The sequence below is a fragment of the Pseudomonas sp. G3-39 genome, from assembly GCF_054790485.1.
In genome coordinates this window covers 1660666-1682828 of the sequence record NZ_CP186497.1, presented here as the reverse complement: position 1 = coordinate 1682828, position 22163 = coordinate 1660666, and the positions used below count along the sequence as shown (strand labels likewise).

The following is a 22163-nucleotide window of genomic DNA, read 5'->3' as shown; positions in this document are numbered from 1 at the left end:
TTCGCGAGCAGGCTCGCTCCCACAGTTGATTTGTGTGCATCACAAACTCAATGACTGAACAAAGATTCAATGTGGGAGCCAGCCTGCTGGCGAAGAAAGCAACTCGGTTTCACTGACTTTCAGAACTGCCCATGCCTGCCAATCATTTCAACACCCACTGCCCCGACTGGGCCGAGGCTTTGCTCAACGGTTTCAGTCAGATATTCCTCCAGCGCCACCCGCTATGCGGCCTGTCGTGCCTGCTGGCGATCCTGCTCACTGCGCCGGTGCTGTTTGCCGGCGCGCTGCTCGGGGCGGTCGCTGGATTGCTCACTGCACAGCGACGTAACTATGCCAAGGCGGATCGTCAGGCCGGTTTGTTCAGCTACAACGGCGTGCTGCTCGGCTTGTTGCTGAGTCTGTATTTCCCCTGGTCACCGCTGCTGCCGCCGCTGATTCTGGCGGCTGGCGGCGTCAGTGCGATGCTCACTCAGCAATGGCTCAAACACGTTTACCGCAGTCGATCGATACCGGCCTACACCTCGCCATTCGTGGCCATCGGCTGGATCCTGCTGCTGTTCGCCGAGCCGTCCGCGCCGACAGCGCACATCGAGATGAACACGCTGAATTTGCTCGCCGCTGAGTTGCGTGGACTGGGTCAGGTGATGTTCCTTGATCATCCACTGGCCGGCGCATTGATCGCCATTGGCTTGTTGATCGCTGATCGCCGCGCCTTTTGCTGGGCATTATTCGCGTCAGCCATCGGCCTTGCGTCCAGTCTGCTGCACCACGAAACCGGCGCGGCATTGCTGGGACTGGGCAGTTACAACGCGGTACTCGCCGCCCTCGCCTTCAGTGCGCAGCGCCAGCAACCGTGGCTGCCGCTGCTGGGCATCGTCCTTGCGCTGCTGGTCCCCCCGCTGTTCGTCGCTCTCGGTCTGGCGACGCTGACCGCGCCGTTCATCCTCGCTTGCTGGCTGATCCGCGCCGGGATCCAGATGCTTGGCAAAGCGGCCGTCGACGCCACGCCTTGCGCACAGGGGGACAATCAACCTAGGCTGCGCTGATCTTCAATTCAGGCGTTATCCATGGACAGCAGCAACAGTTGGCGCGAACGGCTTTACGTGATGATTTTCCAGAGCGACACCCTCGCCGGGCGGCGCTTCGACGGCACCTTGCTGTTGATCATCCTTGCCAGCCTGGTGGTGGTGATGCTCGACAGCATCGACAGCATTCACCAGAACTACGCCGATGTGCTGGCCTACATCGAGTGGGGTTTCACCGTCATTTTTCTCGGTGAATACATCCTGCGCCTGTATTGCTCACCGAAACCGTTGCGCTACGCCTTCAGTTTCTACGGACTGGTGGATCTGCTGGCGATCGTGCCCGGAATTCTGGCGCTGTATTACAGCGATGCGCAGTACCTGCTGATCATCCGCATCATCCGGATGCTGCGGATTTTCCGCGTGCTCAAGCTCAGCCCGTACCTCAAGCAAGCCAACTACCTGATGTCGGCGCTGCGTGGCAGCAAGCAGAAGATCGTGGTGTTTCTGGTCAGCGTCTGCACCCTGGTGACGGTGTTCGGCACCCTGATGTACGTGATCGAAGGCCCGGAACATGGCTTCACCAGCATCCCCAAAGGCATCTATTGGGCTATTGTGACGTTGACCACCGTCGGCTTCGGCGACATCGTGCCGAAGACCCCGCTGGGCCAGGTGATTTCGTCGCTGGTGATGATCACCGGTTACTCGATCATCGCCGTGCCCACCGGGATTTTCACTGCAGAACTGGCCAACGCCATGCGCGGCGAACAGCTGCAACATGACTGCCCGATTTGCAAGAAAAACAGCCATGAACAGAACGCAGCGTTTTGCTCGCGGTGCGGCAGTCAGCTGTTTAAGAAAGTGGAATAAGCACAGAGCTTTTTAATCTTTAAACGACTATGCCAGCCCGGCTATAGTCGCTGGCAAAACGGTATCACCCCCGACCGTTATCACCGACACAACAAGGAATGCGCAGTGAAAAAACTCTTTGGCGCCTCACTTCTCGCCGCCGGTCTTGCCTTTGGCAGCGTGGCTCAAGCCGCACCGACCCTGCTCAACGTCTCCTATGACGTGATGCGCGATTTCTACAAGGATTACAACACTGCGTTCCAGAAACACTGGCAGGCCGAGCACAACGAAAACATCACCGTGCAAATGTCCTTCGGCGGTTCGAGCAAGCAGGCGCGTTCGGTGATCGACGGCCTGCCGGCTGACGTCATCACCATGAACATGGCGACCGACATCAACGCCCTCGCCGACAACGGCAAACTGGTGCCGGAAAACTGGGTCAGCCGCCTGCCGAACAACAGCGCACCGTTCACCTCGGCCACCGTGTTCATCGTCCGCAAAGGCAACCCGAAAGCCCTGAAAGACTGGCCGGACCTGCTCAAGGACGGCGTGCAAGTGATCGTGCCGAACCCGAAAACTTCGGGCAACGGCCGCTACACCTACCTCTCGGCCTGGGGCTACGTGCTGAAAAATGGCGGTGACGAGAACAAGGCCAAGGACTTCGTCGGCAAACTGTTCAAGCAAGCGCCGGTGCTCGATACCGGTGGCCGCGCCGCGACTACCACGTTCATGACCAACCAGATCGGCGACGTACTGGTGACCTTCGAAAACGAAGCCGAGATGATCGCTCGCGAGTTCGGTCGCGATCAGTTCGAAGTGATCTACCCAAGCGTCTCCGCCGAGGCCGAACCACCGGTATCGGTGGTCGACAAAGTGGTCGACAAGAAAGGCACCCGCGCCGCTGCCGACGAATACCTGAAATACCTGTGGTCGCCGGAAGGTCAAGAAATCGCCGCTGCCAACTACTTGCGTCCACGGGACCCGGCAGTGCTGGCGAAGTACACCGACCGTTTCCCGAAAGTCGACTTCCTGTCGGTTGAAAAGACCTTCGGTGACTGGCGTTCAGTGCAGAAGACCCACTTCAATGATGGCGGGATCTTTGATCAGATTTATACCGGCCAGTAAGGCTTAGGCCGTAACGAAAAAGGCGACCTCAACAGGTCGCCTTTTTTGTGGGCATTGGAAATCACCACACTTCCCCCTGTGGGAGCGAGCAAGCCCGCTCCCACAGGGGATTGTTTGTCAGCCAGTTACATCGGTGGGGTCACGCCATCCTTGCCGGCGGAAATCGATTGCGCCGTCAACGTGCCGTCTGCGTCCTGGGTCACGAAGCTGACAATCTTCACCCCGACCTTGAGCAAGCTGCGATCCCCCGGCGTCAGGTTAACGATCGGCACGTCCTCCGGTACCAGAATCTTCTGCTGCCCGCCCTTGTAGTTGACGGTCAGCACCCGGCCATTGCTGACCACCAGATCACCGACGCTGCCATTGGTCATGCTGCTGCCCTTGGCCAGATCAAACGGCCGATGACCGTCACCGCTGCCGGCCAGTTCCGGCGGGAATACGTGCACTTCCAGCGCCTTGAGCGTGCCATCCTCCTGCGGCATGGCGGCCGAGCCAATGTAGCTGCCGGGTTTGATGTCTTCGATATTCGCCAGCGTGACGGCACGCACCTTGGTGTCCGCATTCAACCGGATCACCACGTTCTCGCCGCTGTTGACGTGGACTTTCAGCGAATCGGCGCTGACCCCGGTGATCTCACCGCGCACGCCGAGACGCATACCGGGAGCATCAGCGGCCTGCACCGCATTGGCACTGAGTAGGCCGATCAAGGCAATCGTGGTGGTGTGACGCAGCAGCTGGCGCAACATGGCAATCCTCCGGTGATGAACAGTAAAAGCGCAGCGGTAAACATAAGCACGCTATCGAAGAAGATGTAAGTGAATGTATCATCAGCCCTCCCCGGCCGGACGCAAGGTTCGCCGATGGACGACACCGCCGTTGAAGCCAATCATTCCGCAACGGAATAACTGATATCGATACAAGGCTTCTACCGCCGCTTCGGTGCGTCCCTTAGCCTCACCGCATTCCCTTTCGCTGGATCGAGAAACCTTATGAACGCCACAACTCACGCAATGACCCGAGGCATGGTGCTGCTGTTCGCCTTCTGCTGCGGCGCAATCGTCGCCAACATCTACTACGCGCAACCGATCATCGGGCTGATCGCGCCGGACATCGGTCTCTCCGACACCATGGCCAGCTTCATCGTCTCGCTGACGCAGATCGGTTATGCGCTGGGCCTGTTCTTCCTGGTGCCGCTGGGCGACCTGCTGGAAAACCGCCGGCTGATGATCATCACCACTGTAGTGGCGATTGCCAGCCTGCTCGGTGCAGCGTTCACCAGCCAGCCGAATGTGTTTTTGCTGATCTCGTTGCTGGTGGGTTTCAGTTCGGTGTCGGTGCAGATCCTGATTCCGCTGGCCGCGCATCTGGCGCCGGAAGAATCCCGTGGCCGGGTGGTCGGCGGGATCATGGGCGGCCTGCTGCTGGGCATCCTGCTGGCGCGGCCGGTGTCGAGCGTAGTGGCTGACCATTTCGGCTGGCGCGCGATGTTCATGATTGCCGCGGCGTTGATGGCCGCGATCAGCGTGGTGCTGGCGTTGACCGTGCCCAAGCGTCAACCGGATCACAGCGCTTCCTACGGCCATTTGCTCGGCTCGCTGTGGACGCTGCTGCGCCAGCAACCGGTGCTGCGTCAGCGGGCGTTTTATCAGGGCTGCATGTTCGCCACCTTCAGCCTGTTCTGGACAGCGGTGCCGCTGGAACTGGCGCGCAACCATGGCCTGTCGCAAAGCGAGATTGCGATCTTCGCGCTGGTCGGTGCCATCGGTGCCATCGCCGCGCCGATCAGCGGACGCCTGGCTGACGCCGGCCACACCCGCATCGCTTCGCTGCTGGCCATGCTGTTCGCCAGCCTGAGCTTCCTGCCGGCCTTCATTCACCCGGCCTACAGCGTCATCGGCCTCGCGGTGACCGGCGTGGTACTGGACTTCTGCGTGCAGATGAACATGGTTCTCGGCCAGCGCGCGGTCTACTCGCTGGACGCCAAAAGCCGTGGTCGCCTCAACGCGCTGTACATGACCAGCATCTTCATCGGCGGCGCTTTCGGCTCGTCGGTCGCCAGTGCGGTGTATGAGCATGGCGGCTGGTTGTGGATCGTGATTGTCGGTAGCGCGTTCCCGCTGCTGGCGTTGTTGCGGTTCCTGAGTGCGTCGCAGCGTGGTGCTTTGGCAACGGCCTAAGATGTCGAGCAAGCTCGCTCCCACAGGTTGCTCACTGGGCCTGTGAGAGCGATGACGCTTAATACCGAACCAGCTTCTCCATCGCCGCATCTGCCAGAAACGAAGAGCGGCTTTTGACATTGTGTTCACGCACATAGCGATCGATGCGCTGGATCACATAGCCTGGCAACGTCACGTTGACCTTCTCGGTCTTGCCCATGTACGGCGAGATATCCAGCTCGAGCATCCCCCAGCCCATGTCGGCAAACTCCGGATTATTGCGATGCGCCGCTGCCGACGTCGGCATCGGAATCGATTCCCCGTCCGCCGCCATCTCCTGCAACATGAGATGGGCGACTTCAACGGCTGCGTTATAGGCGTCCTCGAAAGTGTCCCCGGCCGTGACGGCGCCGGGAATGTCAGGTATCTGAATACCGATGGCGGTGTTGTCGTCACCCCATTCGATGCAGATCGGATATTGCATTATGGATCTCCCTTGTAGCTGGCTGGCGGGTGGTACAACCCGGCACGCCTCCTGATGCTTTTGACCGTCCCCAGCGGCAAATCCTTTTTAGGGTGAGGAACGGGAATGGTGTACGGGTTGTAACGATGCGTGAAGATGTGATGACTGCCGGTGACTCGATCCAGCGTCCAGCCTGCCTCCTCCAGCTCCTTGATCAATAGCCTGCTTTGCACCTGGCGCCTCCTTGCTCCGGCCGAATAAAAGTAACTCTAGAGTTATCTTTACTCAAGCACATAAATCTGCAGGACGACGTTTGGTTGTTTTACCGCATGTGATTGAATGGACGCGGATTACACTCAGCACCCTATTCCCTGTGGGAGCGGGCTTGCTCGCGAAGGCGTTGGATCAGCCAATACATGTGCTGAATGTCAGACCGCTTTCGCGAGCAAGCCCGCTCCCACAAGGGGACTACGACAACTTTCAGATTTGCAGGAAGAATGATGGACCGCCTCGCCGCCATGGAAACCTTCGTCTACGTGGTCGAAACCGGCTCCTTTTCCGCCGCCGCCCGACGGCTGAATATCGGCCAGCCCGCCGTGTCGAAAACCATCGCTCAGTTGGAAAAACGCCTGGCGGTCAGCCTGTTGCTGCGCTCGACTCGCGGCCTGACCCCGACCGAAGCCGGACTCGCGTTTTTCGAACGGGCCAGACGCGCCATCGACGAAGCCAACGAAGCCGATAACGCCGCCCGTGGCAGCGCCAGCGGTTTAAGCGGCAACCTGCGGATCAGCGCTGCGGTGACTTTCGGCCGCCTGCACGTCGTGCCGCAGCTGGGGCCGTTTCTCGAGCAGCATCCACAGCTGAACATCGACCTGATGCTCGATGACCGCAATATCAATCTGGTCGAAGAAGGTATCGACGTCGCCCTGCGCATGGGCCCGCTCAGCGACTCTGGTCTCACCGCGCGCAAGATCGCCGACTGTCGCCGCGTAGTGCTCGGCAGCCCGGCCTACTTCGCCTGCCACGGCGAGCCGAGCTGCCCTGCCGATTTGGATAAGCACCAAGGCATCGTCTACAACCTCAGCGGCGGCGCCACCTGGACCTTCACTCAGGGCAGCGAACAACAGACGCAAACCCTCACCGGCCGCCTGCGGGTCAGCGCCGCCGAGGGTTTGCGTGCAGCCGTGCTGGCCGATCAGGGCCTGACCATCGCCTCGCAATGGATGTTCGCCCCGGAGCTGGCAAGCGGCGCGGTCAGGGCGGTGATGAACGAATGGGTATTGCCGGATCAGGACTTGTGGGCGGTGTTTCCCACGGGGCGGATGGTCAGTGCGAAGGCGCGGGTGTTTGTGGATTATGTGCAAGGGTTGTTGACCAGCGAACTTTGAAAACAGCAGATCAAAAGATCGCAGGCTTCGCCAGCTCCTACAGGGACATCATCAATGCCCGGCAACACACAAAAAAACGGCGATCCAGAGATCGCCGTTTTTCATTACTGCCCGAACTGTTTGCCCAACCCCGGCGGCACGCCGTGGATGTTGGTGTCTTCCCACGGGCCGTTGGGGCTGACGGAGCGAGTCCAGCCGTTGTTCCAGCGGAAGTAGGTGCGCTGGCGGTAGAAGGTGTTGGGCTGGTCGTCGAGGACGTAGACGCCGAGCTTCTGGTCCCAGTGGCTGTTGCCGCCCGGTGGTGGGGCGAAGCTGGCTGAGGTGCGTGGGACTGGCTTGGACGGTTTGGACGGGATGCTTTTGCCCGGTGTCGGCGAGGTCGACGGGGTCGGGCTCGGTTGTGACGGCGGGATCGGCGGTAGGTTGGTGGTCGGTTCCGGCCGGTGCACCGCACATGCGCTCATGCTCAAGGCCAATGTGATGACGGAGATGCGGGCGAGGCTGTGCATGGCGGTGCTTTCCTGTGGGTTCCGGGGTTATTGGTCCGGGCTGTCGATGGTCAGTGTTTGCGGCGCGGTGGTGCTGCTGGCCAGCGGGCCGCTGCGACCTACCCACTCCCCGGCGGTTGGCTGACCGGCGCGAGAGATGCGTGCAACCAGTTGGACTTCAGGAAAGTTCGACAGTTTCAACTGCGGCATCATCGCGTCAGCATCGCCCAGTTCGACGGTCACCGGCAGATCGGCCACGGTCAGACGCTTGGCCGCCAGCGGTGCCGGTGGGCCGGAAACGGCGCGGGCGAAGATGAACACGCTGTCGCCCGGTTGCACCTTGCCTTTGAGTTCGCTGGCCAGATCCACGCGCACCTTGAGCAGAGCGGCGACCTTGGCGGCTGGCGTGGCGGCGACCTTGCCACCGCTGGCTTGCAGGCGCTCGGTGGCTCGCTCGATCCCGCCCTGCAAGGCGGCGCGGGAGTTGTCGCCCTCTGGCAACTGCGCCAGCAGCCGGTTCCAATAGTCGATTGCCTGCTGATAACGCTCACCCTCGAACGCGGCGATGCCGAGCAGGCCGAGGCTGGTGACTTCTTTCGGATCGGCTTTCAGCGCTTCATCGGTCAGGGCCTGGATCTTCTCCGACCACTTTTTGCCATCGGCAAAGTATTGCGCCTGCGCCCACTGGCCGAGCAGCTCCGGCTGGCGACCCGCAAGGTTGGCGGCGCGTTCGAACATCTTGGCCGCATCTGCCGGACGATCCTGGGCCATGTAGGTGCGCCCGAGGAAGTACAGGCCTTCCGCCGAATCCGGTTGCGCGGCGACGGCACGCTCCAGACGCCGGGTCATCTCTTCCATCGACTGCGGCGCCTGGGCGAATTCGCGGGTCAGTTCGACTTTATCGGCAGCACCGAAATGCAGGTACAGACCCAGGCCCAACACCGGCACCAGCACCGCCGCCAGCAGCGGCAACGGCTTGCCCAGTTTCGACACACGCGGTGCGGCAACGCCTTCTGTATCGGCGAGCAGCTCACGCGCAGCTTCCGCGCGACCGCTGTCCATTTGCGCGGCATCGAGTACGCCTTCGGCCTGCTGCGCTTGCAGCTCGGCGACACGCTCCTGATACAGCGCCACGTTCAGGGCAGTTCGATCCTCTTCACGCTGGGCGCGACGGCCACGCAAAACCGGGATCAGCAGAAAACTCAGGGCGACCAGAAGCAACAGCCCTGCGGCAAGCCAGAAATCAATCATTCTTGGTTTTTATCCAACAGTTGGTCGAGGCGCTGACGCTCTTCGGTGGACAGCGATGGCGGGGTCTCGGTGCGTTGTGCGCGGCGTCGGCGAACGATCACTGCGATCACCACCAGACCGCCGAACAACAGGCCGGCCGGGCCGAACCACAGCAGTGCAGTCTTGGCATTGAGCGCCGGTTTGTAGCGGACGAATTCACCGTAGCGATCGACCATGAAATCGATGATCTGCTGATTGTCCTTGCCCTCGCCGAGCATGCGGAAAATCTCTTTGCGCAGGTCGGCCGCAATCGGAGCGTTGGAGTCGGCGATGTCCTGGTTCTGGCACTTGGGGCAGCGCAGTTCCTTGGTCAGTTCACGAAAGCGCTCGCGATCACCTTCCTTGGCGAACTCGTAGGTGTCGATCGCGGCATGCGCCACACCGGCCAGACTCAGGCCCAAGACCACGGCAGCGATAAAGCGCTTCATGGCTTGGCCTCATCGACCAGCGCCTGATATTTGGCTGCAAGTTTTTCGCGCCAGACCTGCTCGTCGATCACACCCACGTACTTGTCACGGATGATGCCCTTGGCGTCGATGAAGAAGGTTTCCGGCGCGCCGTACACGCCGAGGTTCAGGCCCAGCGAACCTTCGTCGTCACGGATATCCAGCAGGTACGGGTTGTGGAATTCGGCCAGCCACTTCAACGCATCGGCGTTGGTGTCCTTGTAGTTGATGCCGTAGATCACCACACCGCGCTCGGCCAGCTTGTTCAGCACCGGGTGCTCGACCCGGCAGGAAATGCACCAGGTGCCCCAGACGTTGACCAGTGCCGGTTTGCCGAGAATGTCAGCCTTGGTCAGGTTCTTGTCGCCCTGCACGTTCGGCAGGCTGAACTCCGGGAATGGCTTGTTGATCATCGCCGACGGCAGCTCCGCCGGATCGAGGTACAGACCGCGATACAGAAACACCGCCATCAGCAGGAACATCGCCAGGGGTACCAGCATCAACCAACGTCTCATGCAGCCGCTCCTTGCAGGCCGAGGGCTTCACGCACCCGGGCTTTGACCTTGACTCGATAACGCCGATCCAGCGCCGCCAGCAATCCGCCCAGACCGGTCAGCAGACCGCCGAACCAGATCCAGCGCACGAACGGTTTGACGTGAACCCGCACCGCCCACGCGCCGTTTTCCAGCGGCTCGCCCAGTGCAACATAGAGATCGCGGGTGAAACCGGCGTCGATCCCGGCCTCGGTCATCATCGAACTCTGCACGGTGTACAGGCGTTTTTCCGGGTGCAGTACGCTGATTTCCTTGCCGTCGCGGATCACCCGAACGGTGCCTTTGTCGGAGGTGAAGTTCGGCCCTTCGAAGTGCTTGGCACCTTCGAAAACAAACTGATAGCCGGCCAGGGACATCGACTCGCCCGGCGCCAGACGCAGGTCGCGCTCGGCACTGTTCTGACTCGACAGCACCACGCCGAGGGCGCACACGGCGATGCCCAAGTGAGCGATCTGCATGCCCCAGTAGCTGCGGGTCAGGGTTGGCAGGCCTTTGATCAGGCCCTTGTGGCGAGTCTTGTCGAAGATGTCGCGCACACCGGCGAGCAACACCCATGCAGCAAGCAGGAACGTCGCGATCACCGCCCAGTTGAAATCGCCGTAAGCGACACCGGCCACCACGGCCAATGCGACGCTGCCGAGCAGCACCGGGGTCAGCATGTTCGCCAGCCACTTCACCGGGGTGTCTTTCCAGCGGACGATCACGCCGACCGCCATCACCACCATCAGCAACGCCATCAACGGGATGAACAGCGCGTTGAAATACGGCGGGCCTACCGACAGCTTGGCGCCGCTGATCGCATCAAGAATCAGCGGATACAACGTGCCGAGCAGAATCATCGACGCCGCCACCACCAGCACCAGGTTGTTGCCCAGCAGCAGGGTTTCCCGAGACCACAGGTTGAAGCCGACCTGGCTCTTGACCACTGGCGCGCGCAACGCAAACAGCGTCAGCGAACCGCCGACCACGAACAGCAGGAAGATCAGAATGAACACGCCGCGCTCAGGGTCCGAGGCAAACGCATGTACCGAAGTCAGCACGCCGGAGCGCACGAGGAACGTACCGAGCAGGCTCAACGAAAATGCGGCAATCGCCAGCAACACCGTCCAGCTCTTGAACACGCCACGTTTTTCCGTGACCGCCAGCGAGTGAATCAGCGCGGTACCGACCAGCCACGGCATGAACGAGGCGTTTTCCACCGGGTCCCAGAACCACCAGCCGCCCCAGCCGAGTTCGTAGTAAGCCCACCACGAACCGAGGGTGATGCCGATGCCGAGGAAGGCCCAGGCGACAATCGTCCAAGGGCGCGACCAGCGTGCCCACGCGGCGTCGAGACGACCACCGAGCAAAGCGGCGATGGCGAAGGCGAAGGCCACCGAGAACCCGACATAACCCATATAGAGCATCGGCGGATGGACGATCAGGCCGATGTCTTGCAGCAGCGGATTGAGGTCACGCCCGTCGGCCGGAATCTGCGGCAGGATCCGCGAGAACGGGTTGGAGGTGAGGATCAGGAACAACAGGAAACCGGTGCTGATCATGCCCATCACCGCCAGCACACGGGCGAGCATGACTTGCGGCAACTGCCGGGAGAACACCGACACGGCGAACGTCCAGCCACCGAGGATCAACGCCCACAGCAGCAGCGAACCTTCGTGGGCACCCCACACCGCGCTGAACTTGTAGTACCACGGCAAGGCGCTGTTGGAGTTCATCGCGACATAACCGACCGAGAAATCGTCGGTCATGAACGCGTAGGTCAGGCAACCGAAGGCAAACAGCAGGAACGCAAACTGACCCCACGCCGCCGGCTGGGCCAGGCCCATCCACATACGATCGCCGCGCCACGCACCGAACAGCGGCACCACGGCCTGCACCAGCGCAAAACACAGCGCCAGAATCATCGCCAGATGGCCGAGTTCGGGAATAAACAGTGCAGAAGTCATTGATCAACCCTCCTTCGCTTGGGTCGGTGCCGATTGACCACTGTCTTTCAGCGCTTTGGTCACTTCCGGCGGCATGTACTTCTCGTCGTGCTTGGCCAGCACTTCATCGGCCACCACCACGCCGTCGGCGTTGAGTTTGCCCAATGCGACGATGCCCTGCCCTTCGCGGAACAGATCCGGGAGGATCCCGCGGTAGGTGATGGTCACGGCTTTGTTGAAGTCGGTGACAACGAATTTGACGTCCAGCGAGTCCGGCGAACGCTGCAGCGAGCCCTTCTCGACCATGCCGCCGGCGCGGATGCGCGTGTCGTGCGGCGCTTCACCGTTGGCGATCTGGGTCGGCGTGTAAAACAGGTTGATGTTTTCCTGCAGGGCGCTGAGGGCCAGGCCGACGGCAGCGCCGACCCCGACCAGGATCGCCAGAATGATGGTCAGACGTTTTTTGCGCAGCGGATTCACTTGCCGTTCTCCCGGCGCAGACGACGCGCCTCTTGTTGCAGATAGCGCTTGCGGGCCGCGATCGGTGCGACCACGTTGAGGATCAGCACCGCCAGACAGATGCCGTAGGCCGTCCAGACATACAGACCATGGTGGCCCATGGCGAGGAAGTCGCCGAATGAAGCAAAACTCATCGCGCGGCCTCCAGGCTGTTCTGCACTTCTTCTTTCACCCAACTGGCGCGGGCTTCGCGCTTGAGCACTTCAAGGCGCATGCGCAACAACAGCACGGCGCCGAAGAAACAGTAGAAACCCAGCACCGTCAGCAACAGCGGCAGCCACATTTCAGCGGGCATTGCCGGTTTTTCCGTGAGGGTGAAGGTCGCGCCCTGGTGCAGGGTGTTCCACCACTCCACCGAGTATTTGATGATCGGAATGTTGATCACCCCGACGATCGCCAGCACGGCGCAGGCCTTGGCGGCGCTGTCGCGGTTGCTGATGGCATTGCCCAGCGCGATCACGCCGAAATACAGGAACAGCAGAATCAGCATCGACGTCAGCCGCGCATCCCAGACCCACCACGAGCCCCAGGTCGGCTTGCCCCAGATCGCCCCGGTGACCAGCGCCACAGCGGTCATCCACGCGCCGATCGGCGCCGCACATTGCAGGGCGACGTCGGCCAGTTTCATTTTCCACACCAGCCCGACCACGCCGCACACCGCCAGCATCACGTAGATCGACTGCGCCAGCATTGCCGCCGGCACGTGAATATAGATGATGCGGAAGCTGTTGCCCTGCTGATAATCCGGCGGCGCGAAGGCCAGGCCCCAGACGACGCCAATGCTGATCAGCAGCAACGCGGCAATGCTCAGCCACGGCAGAAACCTGCTGCTGATGCCGTAGAACCACTTGGGCGAGCCGAGCTTGTGAAACCAGGTCCAGTTCATACTGTTTCCATCACGGGTGCCGCTCATCGCTGTGAGCAGTCTCAGGGTCTTTGCTGGTTAAATTTTAACCAGACCTCATTATTCGCCGACGCTGATCTTCAGGCCAGCCGCTATTGCAAAAGGTGTCAGGGTGATCGCCAGGGCGGTCAGGCTACCCAGCCACAGCAGATACCCGGTCGCCGGCATGCCTTGCAGGGCGGCCTGTAAAGCGCCACTGCCAAGGATCAACACCGGGATGTACAACGGCAGAATCAGCAGCGCCAGCAACAGGCCGCCGCGTTTCAAACCAACCGTCAGCGCCGCGCCCACCGCACCGAGCAGGCTCAGCACCGGGGTACCCAGCAGTAACGACAACAGCAACACCGGCAGGCAGGCGACCGGCAAACCGAGCATCAACGCCAGCAACGGCGAGAGCAGAACCAGTGCCAGTCCCGAGAACAGCCAGTGTGCCAGCACCTTGGCCAGCACCAGTAGGGGCAGCGGGTGCGGCGAAAGGACCCACTGTTCCAGGGAGCCATCTTCGAAATCACTGCGAAACAGTCCGTCCAGCGAAAGCAGGACCGACAACAACGCGGCCACCCAGACTAACCCCGGGGACAGGTTTTGCAAGACTTGAGTTTCCGGGCCGACGGCCAGCGGGAACAAGGCGATGACGATGGCGAAGAAAATCAGCGGATTGGCCAGTTCCGCCGGGCGACGAAACAGCAAACGGGACTCACGGGCAACCAGCAGGCCGAACACACTCATACTGCCCAGTTCCCCAGATCGATATCGCGATAACCGGCCGGCATCCGGCTCAGTGTGTGGTGCGTGGTCAGCACCACCAGACCGCCGCGCTCGCAGTGCCCGGCCAGGTGTTCTTCAAGCTGCGCCACGCCCTGTTTGTCGAGCGCGGTGAACGGCTCGTCGAGAATCCACAGCGGCGGGCTGTCCAGATACAGCCGCGCCAGCGCCACGCGGCGTTGCTGACCGGCGGACAGGGTGTGGCAGGGAACATCTTCGAATCCGCGCAATCCTACGGCTGCCAGCGCCTGCCAGATCGCCTCGCGCCCGGCCGGCCGATGCAGGGCGCAGAGCCAGGACAGGTTCTCTTCCGGGGTCAGCAGGTCCTTGATCCCGGCAGCGTGGCCGATCCACAACAGGTTGCGCGCCAGTTCGCTCGGTTGTGCAGTCAAGGGCTGGCCGTTGAGCAGCACTTGACCGCTGGTCGGCTGCATCAACCCGGACAACAGGCGCAGCAGACTGGTCTTGCCGCTGCCGTTGGGGCCGCTGATCTGCACCATATCGCCACTGGCCAGTGTCAATTCGAGATTTTCGAAGAGCAGCCGCAGGTCTCGCTCGCAGGCAAGGGCAACGGTTTGCAGGACAGGACTGGTCAAGGGATCACGGGCCTTATACGGTTCAAGTCGGCTCTGGCGCGGCCGTTAAAGAGATGCAGGATAAATGCAATGACGGTGCGAAGCAGAGAGCTGGATCAAACAATTGCTATGTTTTCTGAACGAAGCGCAAGACGCGCGACATTATACATGCCGTGCCTTACTCCCAAGAGCGCAATTTCCTCAGGTTGTGTCCGCGTATGACAGGCGAAATGAACATCCTCCCGCTGCCGCCCACCACCCCGGCGAACACGCGTCCGCTGGTGATGAGCGGTGAGTTGCTCAAGCTGTTGACCCCGGTCGAAGGCCTGATCGGCGCCGGGCAAAGCGCCCAGGCCGAGGTGTTGTCACTCAGGCAGGCGGATCAGACCTTTCAACTGCTGCTCAAGGTGACCGTCGACGGCGGCCGGCAGACCACCGTGCAAGCCAGCAGCAACCTGCCGTTGCCGACCGGCACCAACCTGGCCGTCACTCAGCCGTCGGCGGGCAATCTGGCGATCACCGTGCAACAGGCGATTGCCAGCAGCGTCGCCGCCCTCACCCGCATCGACACCGCGCAGTTGCCGGTCGGCACGCTGCTGCAAGGCAAGGTGCTGACCTCGCAGACACTGCCGCAAGTGCCGGGACAGCCGACGGTGTACCGCTCGCTGGTGAGCCTGCTCAACACCGCGCAGAGCGGTGCCACGCTGGACATCGACAGCCCGACGCCGCTGCGCATCGGCACCCTGCTCTCGGCACTGGTCGAAGATTCGCAAACCCTCAAGTTCGTGCCACTGAGCAGCCGTCAGGAGCAATTGGCGGTGAGCCAGCAACTGCTCGGCCAGCAGACTCGCCAAGGTTCGCTGGACGGTTTGCTCAATGCTCTGCAAAACCTGCCGAGCGACGACGATCAGACCTCGCAGGATCTGCGCGCTGCCGTCACGCGCCTGCTCGCCAACCTGCCCGATGTGCAGCAAATGAGCACCGCCAAAGGCGTGGCGCTGGCCCTGGCCAACAGCGGCGCTTTCCTCGAAGCCAAATTGCTGACCGGACAGAATCCGGCGCTGGCCCCGGACATGAAAGCCGATCTGCTCAAACTGATCGCACAGCTGTCGCCGGGTGCGCCGGGCAATGCCAGTTTCAACGCGATCATCGCCGCCAACACCCTGGCACAGGCGCTGCCGAGTTTCGTGCGCAACGCCCTCGGCACCCTCGGTCAGGTCAGCGCCAAACCCGTGCCGAGCAGTTTCCCCCTGCCCGACCGTCTGCTGCAAAGCCTCGACGGCGAAGGCGATCTTGAGCATCTGCTGCGCCTCGCTGCAGCCGCCGTGTCGCGCCTGCAAAGCCATCAGTTGTCGAGCCTGGAACAGACCGGTGTCACCGATGACGGCCGTCTGCTCAGCACCTGGCAGCTGGAAATCCCCATGCGCAACCTGCAGGACATCGTGCCGTTGCAGGTCAAGTTTCAGCGCGAAGAAGCGCCGGAAAGAGAACCGCAACCCAACGAACGCCGTGACGAACGCGAGCCCAAACAGCAGCTGTGGCGCGTCGACCTGGCGTTCGACATGGAGCCGTTGGGGCCGATGCAGATTCAGGCGCAGTTGATTGCCGGCAGCCTGTCGAGTCAGCTCTGGGCCGAGCGCCCATACACCGCCGACCTGATCGAAACCAATCTGTTCGCCCTGCGCCAGCGCCTACTCGATCGCGGGCTGAATGTCGGCGATCTCGATTGCCACCTCGGTACCCCGCCGCAAGGCAACCAAACCCGCCTCGAACATCGCTGGGTCGATGAAACCGCATGAACGATTCCACTGCTCCACGCCAGGCCATCGCCCTCAAATACGACGGCAACCACGCCCCGACCCTCACCGCCAAGGGCGACGAGGAACTGGCCGAAGAAATCCTGCGCATCGCCCGCGACTGTGAAGTGCCGATCTATGAAAACGCCGAGCTGGTGCGGCTGTTGGCGCGGATGGAACTGGGCGACAGCATCCCCGAGGAGCTGTACCGCACGATCGCCGAGATCATCGCGTTCGCGTGGAGTCTGAAGGGGAAATTCCCCGAGGGGCAGGACCCGGATGCGCCGATGGTCGAGAAGGACGTTACCGAACGCGGGGCTGATTACTAGTCCGCGCCGGATACAGGCTCAAGTGCACGCGTTCCCGCTCGACATTCAATTCAAGCGCGCTCGCCACTGCAGGTTCGCCCATTCAAACCGCTGTGAACGTCCATAATCCCTGATCCCGACGGGCCTACCTTGCTCGGACAGATTCAGTGCCTTGAAGCCGACTTTCCCGATTCGCCAGTAATACTCATGCACAGGATCGTTGACGCGATAGGGAAGCAGGATCTGCCTGCCCGTCCCCAGCCCGTAAGGCCGCACGTCGGCCCAATTAAGCACGCTCGTCTCGAAAGCCGGAGACGAAGGCTCTTCGAACTCTCCGCCGCCAGGATTTGCGACTTTCCAGAAATTGATATCACTACCGTCTGATCGAGCGTGCAGCACCCATACATCGGTCAGTTTGGTAATCGGCGAATCCAGCACTGCGGTCTTTGAACGCGCAGAATAGAAGCCCGGCAATTCCAAGACTTTTTCAAAATCCAGAGAACGGCCACTGCTCCTGTAGGTGAGCAGCTTCAAGAACTGCTCACTTGAATCAACAGCGAGCACATCATCCTTGCCATCGTTGTCCAGCCTGGCGCTGTAGAAATGGACCGGCAATGGGTTTTTTCGAGCATCTCCCCAGTGAGCAGGAACGCCCAGACTCGCCCCTTTATTCTCCATCAGCCAGAAATCGGACACTGTGTTATTCAGGGTTTGCACAATCAACACATCTTGCTTGCCGACGCCTCTGAAGTCGCCAGCCAGATATTGCTGAGCTTGCCGGTAGGCATGTCCTTGCGGAACCGAACGCCAGATAACCGGATCAGCAAAATGCCCGCCTTCATTCTTCAATAGCCTGAAAATGGTTTCGTCAGCGTTTCCGGGCGATATCGCCATCAGATCAGCCTTGCCGTCACCTGTGAAATCCGCCAGCAGATAGCGCGTAGTGTCGTAGCAAAGGGCTGTAGCACACCCGGAATCAAAAGAGTCTGGATCAAATGGAAGTCTGTCCTCATACCATTTCTCGGATGCAATCGCGTCTGCGTCCAGCGACGTGACCCAAATATCGACACCTGGACCATCCTCCCGGCGCTGCACTTGTACCGTCCGGTTCGTCCCGTCACCGATGACATCCCCCGTCAGCGCCACTTCCATCGAATCATTGCTGTCGATGTTATCGATGCTGCGCACCCACAACGTAGAACCCGCAAACTCCCTGCAATCCGCTATCAAGCTCGGCTGTACTCCGTCCAGGCATTGCCCCTGCGCTCCGGGAACATAGATTTTCCCGAAATCCCACGGAGTCCAGTGTTGAGAGGGCTCATTGCTTTCACATGCGCGTTCGATCAATTGGCCATTCTGACGCGCTATGCAATGGCCAGAGGCTGTTTTCAGCAGTGCAACTCCCCTGCTCGCGCCGACTGCAATGTCGGAGGGCACAAACGCCCAGCGCTGGTCAGCGTCTGGCTCACATCCATCCAGTGTCACCTGCTGCCCCAATCCATTGGCAACCAGGCACTGTTGCGTCTGGAAATTGACTAGCGGTCTGAAAGGGATATTGACCAGTGGCCCGGCAGCGTGAGCATGGCTGAGCGTGAAATTGAGTCGCGCCACCCAATTGCCATTCCAGGTGGCTTCACTGTACGCACTGCTGACTGGCTCAGCCCCTTCAAAATGAAAGTAACTGGCGACAACATGCCGTTTCGCCTGCACCGCTGCCGGGTCCACGTTAGGAGCGACGGCCGCCGAGGGATAGGTCTCGTGATAAACCACCGGGATATCTGCACTGATCCCGCGCAAGGCCAGGCGCGTCAAACGTGCCGAATAAATATGGTCAGGATGCTCCGTGTACGGGACGGTGTCCGGATTGAGTGCATACACCCGGGTGGCTCCTTCATTGACGATCAGCTCAGTCAAGAGCTGCACAAAAGATGTTCGACTGTAGAGGTTTACCGGACCAGAAGCCGAGTCCAGATAGGGCCAACTCCGAACAGTTTTATCGAGGTCGAGCAAATCGGCCAGCGGCACATCTCCACCACGAACGTCCCCTCCCGGCACACGCAAAAATATGAGCTTCAATCCAGGTCGCTCATTGGCCTTGACGCTCATCACAATGGCTGAATCAGTGAATATCAGGTAAGGCGTCCATCCGGTCGCAAAACCCAGCATTTTCTCATAGGCTTTTGTCGATGCGCTTTCGCGCTTCAGTACATAGTCGAAGCCGGCGCCAGAACTGCCACCGTTCATGAAGATACTGGTCACACAGCCGCCGGCAGCCAGAACTTGCGAAATCCGCGGATCAATAAACAGCAGATCGTCGTCCATATGCGCAACGACATTGACCAGGTGGACACCGTGACAATTTTGCCGGTCGGCCATATTGGCTTCTGGAGCAAGCCTGCTGACCTGAGCCTGACAAGCCGTCAGGAGCAGCACGACTGCCAGCCACAGGGCGGCAACACCGGGTGACTGCACTTTTCTCGCGCGCTCGATTCTGGCTGGCAAATGCATACCCACTCCACGATTGGCTGGATCGGTGAATTGGCGATCAGACGCGTCTGCCTGAAAAGCCGACGGGACTATCGCGAGTCACGAGCAGTGTGAGGAGCGATGAGCGAAATTCTCTACTGTCAGAAATAACAGTTCAGACAGACGGCCATGGGCGAATCAGGCAACAAAATCGAGCGCAAAAAAAATCGCCGGCATGACCGGCGATTCTTATTCAAATGACATGCCTCAACGCATATCAACTTCTGTGCAGCTTGCGCATCAACTCCGCCTCAGCCTGGGTCAAGCCGCAGGACTGGGTCAGCTCATCGACGCTCGCGCCCATGCCCACCAGTTTCGCCGCCTGGGCGAACGACAGGCTCGACGGGTCGCGTTGTTCCAGCGCGACAATCTTGTCCGGCAACGGACCGACTACCGAGCGCAGCTCGTGCAGGGCTTCGCCCATGCGCACGTTGCCGTTCTGATAGTCGTCGACACGCTTGGCCAGGTCCTTGATGCGCTGATCACGCAGCGCATCGCCCTGAGCCTGTTGCGCAGCGATTACCCGCTGCGCCTTGATGTACGCCAGAAACATTGCCAGCGTGCCTGCCCAGAAAAGGAACAGGACAATGACCGCAACCTCGAGAATCAATCAGATGCTCTCCAGTTCCGACCATTCTTCTTCGCTCATCATCTTGTCCAGCTCGACCAGGATCAGCAACTCGTTGTTCTTGTTGCACACGCCCTGGATGAACTTGGCCGACTCTTCGTTGCCGACGTTCGGCGCAGTCTCGATTTCCGACTGACGCAGGTAAACCACTTCGGCCACGCTGTCGACCATGATCCCGACCACTTGCTTGTCGGCTTCGATGATGACGATACGGGTGTTGTCGCTGATCTCGCCGCTGTTCAGGCCGAAGCGCTGACGGGTGTCGATCACGGTGACCACGTTACCGCGCAGGTTAATGATGCCCAGCACGTAGCTTGGTGCACCCGGTACCGGCGCGATTTCGGTGTAACGCAGGACTTCCTGAACGCGCATCACGTTGATGCCGTAGGTTTCGTTGTCCAGCTTGAAGGTCACCCATTGCAGGATCGGATCTTCAGAACCTTTTGCATTCGTCGCCTGACTACTCATACCCTGACCCCTCGAAAAAACCGCACTGGGCGGTGTGTGTTCTGTGTGGAGGCATTGAAAAATGCCTTCGCCTGACTGTTATGTCGGCTGCTATGTCGATTTATGTAGCGGCTTGTGGCCGCCCAAGTGCTTTGCCCCGCCGCTGGCGATCAACTCGGCCAGCGCGGCTACATCAAGTAATGCACACATGTGCTCGATCACCGTGCCGGCAAGCCATGGCCGCTGACCCCGGTGACTTCTCCATTTGATTTCATTCGGATCCAGACGCAACGAACGGCTGACCTGATGCACCGCCAGGCCCCACTCGTAGCCTTGTACCGAAATCACGTACTGCAGGCCCTGACGGAAGTCATCGCGATAGCGATCCGGCATGACCCAACGCGCCGTGTCCAAGACTTTCAGATTGCCGGCCTGGCTCGGCAGAATCCCGAGGAACCATTCCGGCTGCCCGAACAGCGGCGTCAATTCGTGGCCAGCCAGCGAATAGATCGAACCGAGGCACACCAGCGGCACCGCCAGCGTCAGTCCGGCAACATCGAACAACAGGCATTCGAAGGCTTCCGAAGCCCAGGCCGGACGGCCATCGGTTTCCACCGGGGGCGGCGTGTTGCTCGGTGGCAGGTGCACTTCCACCACTGGCGGCACCAGCGTCTGTTCGACGGATGCCGGTGCCACCGGCGCCGGTTCGGCCACGACCGGTTCCGGCGCGGTTTTCAGCAATTGGGTTTGCAACAGCGGTGCGAGGGTCGAAACCGGCGCGCGCGGCGGCTCGGCTTCTTCGATCAACGCCACTGGCGCCTTGGCGATCGGTGCGGCGGCAGGCGCGGCAACCGGGGCGGCAGGCTTGGCGGCTTTCTGCGCATCACGCGCCTGCTCTTCCAGCACCGCTGCCTGGAATTCATCCAGCGCCGCAGCGCTTTCGACCACCTCGACCGGCGCCTCGACCGGCACTTCCACTGGCGGCAACTCGTCAGGGATCTCCTGCAGCAAGCTGTCCAGATAGGACTGCAACGCCAGTTGCGGACGCGATGTCAGCTTGATTGGGCGGTTCATCGGTCAACAGCGCCAGACAGGGGAACCGCGTCGCCTGCTTCGCGAGCAGGCTCGCTCCCACAGGATTTGTGCAATTCAGGCATGCGTGATCGGAACACGGTCATCTCAGGCCACCTGCGGAACAAGTTGTTGCGCCAGCAGATGCTTGAGCAGCGCGCGGTAAGCCAGCACGCCACGACTCTTGCCGTCGAACTGCGAAGGCGTGACCCCGGCCCGGCTGGCGTCGCGCAGACGCGTGTCGACCGGGATGTAACCCTGCCAGATCTCTTCCGGGAATTTGTCACGCAGCACGCGCAAGGTGCCCAGCGACGCTTGGGTGCGGCGGTCGAACAGGGTCGGCACGATGCTGAACGGCAGCGCCTGTTTGCGCGAGCGGTTGATCATCGCCAGGGTGTTGACCATGCGCTCCAGACCTTTGACGGCCAGGTGCTCGGTCTGCACCGGGATCACCAGTTGCTGGCTCGCGGCCAGGGCGTTGACCATCAACACGCCGAGCAACGGCGGGCTGTCGATGATCGCGTAATCAAAGTCCTGCCACAGCTGCGCCAGACTCTTGGCGATCACCAGGCCCAAACCACTCTGCCCCGGCGACTGGCGCTCAAGGGTGGCGAGTGCGGTACTCGACGGCAACAGGGAAATGCGTTCGTCGCTGGTCGACAGCAGCAACTGTCCGGGCAAGCCTTGCGGCACGCTGCCCTTGTGCAGAAACAGGTCGTAGTTGCTGTGCTCCAGGCTGTCGGGGTCGTAGCCGAAATAGCTGGTCATCGAGCCGTGCGGGTCGAGATCGACCACAACCACGCGCTTGCCCGCCTCCGCCAGCAATCCGGCTAAAGCGATGGAAGATGTGGTTTTACCGACACCACCCTTTTGATTGGCGACTGCCCAGACTCTCATTCGGTTCGTTCCTCCCGGCCG

General features: G+C 60.9%; 25 protein-coding genes. 7 read left to right on the top strand and 18 right to left on the bottom strand.

Annotated elements, in window-relative coordinates:
- The first annotated feature begins 131 nt into the window (after nucleotides 1-131).
- The 3 genes from ACOYXG_RS07620 (at nucleotide 132) to ACOYXG_RS07610 (ending at nucleotide 2996) form a co-directional block, all read left to right on the top strand.
- Complete coding sequence (locus tag ACOYXG_RS07620; RefSeq protein WP_150367865.1) at nucleotides 132-1046, top strand: urea transporter; 915 nt, start codon at nucleotides 132-134, stop codon at nucleotides 1044-1046.
- Nucleotides 1047-1067: 21 nt separating this feature from the next.
- Nucleotides 1068-1892 carry an ion transporter gene (locus ACOYXG_RS07615; RefSeq protein ID WP_096796239.1) on the top strand — a complete coding sequence of 275 codons (825 nt, stop codon included), beginning with the start codon at nucleotides 1068-1070 and terminating at the stop codon, nucleotides 1890-1892.
- A 105-nt stretch (nucleotides 1893-1997) separates the two neighbouring features.
- A complete protein-coding gene (locus ACOYXG_RS07610) occupies nucleotides 1998-2996 on the top strand; it encodes a sulfate ABC transporter substrate-binding protein (protein ID WP_027613937.1) in 999 nt (332 codons plus the stop codon).
- Between the two features lie 125 nt (nucleotides 2997-3121).
- Here the strand turns inward: ACOYXG_RS07610 and ACOYXG_RS07605 are convergent, their stop codons facing one another.
- Nucleotides 3122-3742, bottom strand: coding sequence for a DUF5666 domain-containing protein (locus ACOYXG_RS07605; RefSeq protein WP_097090122.1), 621 nt, complete (start codon nucleotides 3740-3742; stop codon nucleotides 3122-3124).
- Nucleotides 3743-3985: 243 nt separating this feature from the next.
- Between ACOYXG_RS07605 and ACOYXG_RS07600 the strand changes: the two genes are divergently transcribed.
- The gene (locus tag ACOYXG_RS07600; RefSeq protein ID WP_460356838.1) at nucleotides 3986-5173 is read left to right on the top strand and encodes an MFS transporter; all 1188 of its coding nucleotides are present in this window, start codon (nucleotides 3986-3988) and stop codon (nucleotides 5171-5173) included.
- Between the two features lie 58 nt (nucleotides 5174-5231).
- Here the strand turns inward: ACOYXG_RS07600 and ACOYXG_RS07595 are convergent, their stop codons facing one another.
- Together ACOYXG_RS07595 and ACOYXG_RS07590 are read right to left on the bottom strand one after the other, a co-directional pair.
- The gene (locus ACOYXG_RS07595) at nucleotides 5232-5636 is read right to left on the bottom strand and encodes a type II toxin-antitoxin system HicB family antitoxin (protein ID WP_007961664.1); all 405 of its coding nucleotides are present in this window, start codon (nucleotides 5634-5636) and stop codon (nucleotides 5232-5234) included.
- Complete coding sequence (locus ACOYXG_RS07590) at nucleotides 5636-5848, bottom strand: type II toxin-antitoxin system HicA family toxin (RefSeq protein ID WP_027613935.1); 213 nt, start codon at nucleotides 5846-5848, stop codon at nucleotides 5636-5638. Before ACOYXG_RS07590 ends, ACOYXG_RS07595 begins: the two co-directional genes overlap by 1 nt.
- Before the next feature lie 267 nt (nucleotides 5849-6115).
- Between ACOYXG_RS07590 and ACOYXG_RS07585 the strand changes: the two genes are divergently transcribed.
- The gene (locus tag ACOYXG_RS07585) at nucleotides 6116-7003 is read left to right on the top strand and encodes a LysR family transcriptional regulator (RefSeq protein WP_097090123.1); all 888 of its coding nucleotides are present in this window, start codon (nucleotides 6116-6118) and stop codon (nucleotides 7001-7003) included.
- A 104-nt stretch (nucleotides 7004-7107) separates the two neighbouring features.
- Here ACOYXG_RS07585 and ACOYXG_RS07580 read toward each other — a convergent pair whose 3' ends face one another.
- From ACOYXG_RS07580 to ccmA, 10 genes are all read right to left on the bottom strand, one after another.
- Nucleotides 7108-7512, bottom strand: a complete 405-nt coding sequence (locus ACOYXG_RS07580; RefSeq protein WP_097090124.1) for a hypothetical protein — start codon at nucleotides 7510-7512, stop codon at nucleotides 7108-7110.
- 27 nt (nucleotides 7513-7539) lie between these two features.
- The gene (ccmI, locus tag ACOYXG_RS07575) at nucleotides 7540-8742 is read right to left on the bottom strand and encodes a c-type cytochrome biogenesis protein CcmI (RefSeq protein ID WP_097090125.1); all 1203 of its coding nucleotides are present in this window, start codon (nucleotides 8740-8742) and stop codon (nucleotides 7540-7542) included.
- Nucleotides 8739-9209, bottom strand: a complete 471-nt coding sequence (locus tag ACOYXG_RS07570) for a cytochrome c-type biogenesis protein (protein ID WP_097090126.1) — start codon at nucleotides 9207-9209, stop codon at nucleotides 8739-8741. Before ACOYXG_RS07570 ends, ccmI begins: the two co-directional genes overlap by 4 nt.
- Nucleotides 9206-9742: a DsbE family thiol:disulfide interchange protein gene (locus tag ACOYXG_RS07565; protein ID WP_097090127.1), complete on the bottom strand. Its 537-nt coding sequence runs from the start codon at nucleotides 9740-9742 to the stop codon at nucleotides 9206-9208. Before ACOYXG_RS07565 ends, ACOYXG_RS07570 begins: the two co-directional genes overlap by 4 nt.
- A complete protein-coding gene (locus ACOYXG_RS07560; protein WP_097090128.1) occupies nucleotides 9739-11727 on the bottom strand; it encodes a heme lyase CcmF/NrfE family subunit in 1989 nt (662 codons plus the stop codon). Before ACOYXG_RS07560 ends, ACOYXG_RS07565 begins: the two co-directional genes overlap by 4 nt.
- Before the next feature lie 3 nt (nucleotides 11728-11730).
- Complete coding sequence (ccmE, locus tag ACOYXG_RS07555; RefSeq protein WP_096796249.1) at nucleotides 11731-12186, bottom strand: cytochrome c maturation protein CcmE; 456 nt, start codon at nucleotides 12184-12186, stop codon at nucleotides 11731-11733.
- Entirely contained in the window at nucleotides 12183-12359 is a 177-nt protein-coding gene (ccmD, locus tag ACOYXG_RS07550) for a heme exporter protein CcmD (protein ID WP_097090129.1), read from the bottom strand. The genes ccmE and ccmD overlap by 4 nt, the downstream gene beginning before the upstream one ends.
- A complete protein-coding gene (locus tag ACOYXG_RS07545; RefSeq protein ID WP_047599963.1) occupies nucleotides 12356-13111 on the bottom strand; it encodes a heme ABC transporter permease in 756 nt (251 codons plus the stop codon). The genes ccmD and ACOYXG_RS07545 overlap by 4 nt, the downstream gene beginning before the upstream one ends.
- Nucleotides 13112-13189: 78 nt before the next feature.
- Nucleotides 13190-13858: a heme exporter protein CcmB gene (gene ccmB, locus ACOYXG_RS07540; protein WP_003222942.1), complete on the bottom strand. Its 669-nt coding sequence runs from the start codon at nucleotides 13856-13858 to the stop codon at nucleotides 13190-13192.
- Complete coding sequence (gene ccmA / locus ACOYXG_RS07535) at nucleotides 13855-14490, bottom strand: cytochrome c biogenesis heme-transporting ATPase CcmA (protein ID WP_460356827.1); 636 nt, start codon at nucleotides 14488-14490, stop codon at nucleotides 13855-13857. The genes ccmB and ccmA overlap by 4 nt, the downstream gene beginning before the upstream one ends.
- A 197-nt stretch (nucleotides 14491-14687) precedes the next feature.
- Here ccmA and fliK point away from each other — a divergent pair, with 197 nt between their 5' ends.
- Both fliK and ACOYXG_RS07525 read left to right on the top strand, forming a co-directional pair.
- Nucleotides 14688-16268 carry a flagellar hook-length control protein FliK gene (gene fliK / locus ACOYXG_RS07530; protein ID WP_460356824.1) on the top strand — a complete coding sequence of 527 codons (1581 nt, stop codon included), beginning with the start codon at nucleotides 14688-14690 and terminating at the stop codon, nucleotides 16266-16268.
- Nucleotides 16265-16594 (top strand): EscU/YscU/HrcU family type III secretion system export apparatus switch protein, encoded by a 330-nt coding sequence (locus ACOYXG_RS07525; RefSeq protein WP_460356821.1) that lies wholly within the window; start codon nucleotides 16265-16267, stop codon nucleotides 16592-16594. Before fliK ends, ACOYXG_RS07525 begins: the two co-directional genes overlap by 4 nt.
- 45 nt (nucleotides 16595-16639) lie before the next feature.
- Here the strand turns inward: ACOYXG_RS07525 and ACOYXG_RS07520 are convergent, their stop codons facing one another.
- The 5 genes from ACOYXG_RS07520 to ACOYXG_RS07500 all read right to left on the bottom strand — a co-directional run bounded on the left by ACOYXG_RS07520 (nucleotide 16640) and on the right by ACOYXG_RS07500 (nucleotide 22142).
- A complete protein-coding gene (locus ACOYXG_RS07520; RefSeq protein ID WP_460356818.1) occupies nucleotides 16640-19081 on the bottom strand; it encodes a carbohydrate-binding protein in 2442 nt (813 codons plus the stop codon).
- Between the two features lie 235 nt (nucleotides 19082-19316).
- Nucleotides 19317-19709: a DUF2802 domain-containing protein gene (locus ACOYXG_RS07515; RefSeq protein ID WP_007961680.1), complete on the bottom strand. Its 393-nt coding sequence runs from the start codon at nucleotides 19707-19709 to the stop codon at nucleotides 19317-19319.
- Complete coding sequence (locus ACOYXG_RS07510; protein ID WP_003222936.1) at nucleotides 19710-20195, bottom strand: chemotaxis protein CheW; 486 nt, start codon at nucleotides 20193-20195, stop codon at nucleotides 19710-19712. It lies immediately after the preceding gene.
- 90 nt (nucleotides 20196-20285) lie between these two features.
- The gene (locus ACOYXG_RS07505) at nucleotides 20286-21248 is read right to left on the bottom strand and encodes a CheW domain-containing protein (RefSeq protein WP_460356814.1); all 963 of its coding nucleotides are present in this window, start codon (nucleotides 21246-21248) and stop codon (nucleotides 20286-20288) included.
- A gap of 105 nt (nucleotides 21249-21353) precedes the next feature.
- On the bottom strand, nucleotides 21354-22142 hold the full coding sequence (locus ACOYXG_RS07500) for a ParA family protein (protein WP_003222933.1): 789 nt from the start codon (nucleotides 22140-22142) through the stop codon (nucleotides 21354-21356).
- Nucleotides 22143-22163: the final 21 nt, after the last annotated feature.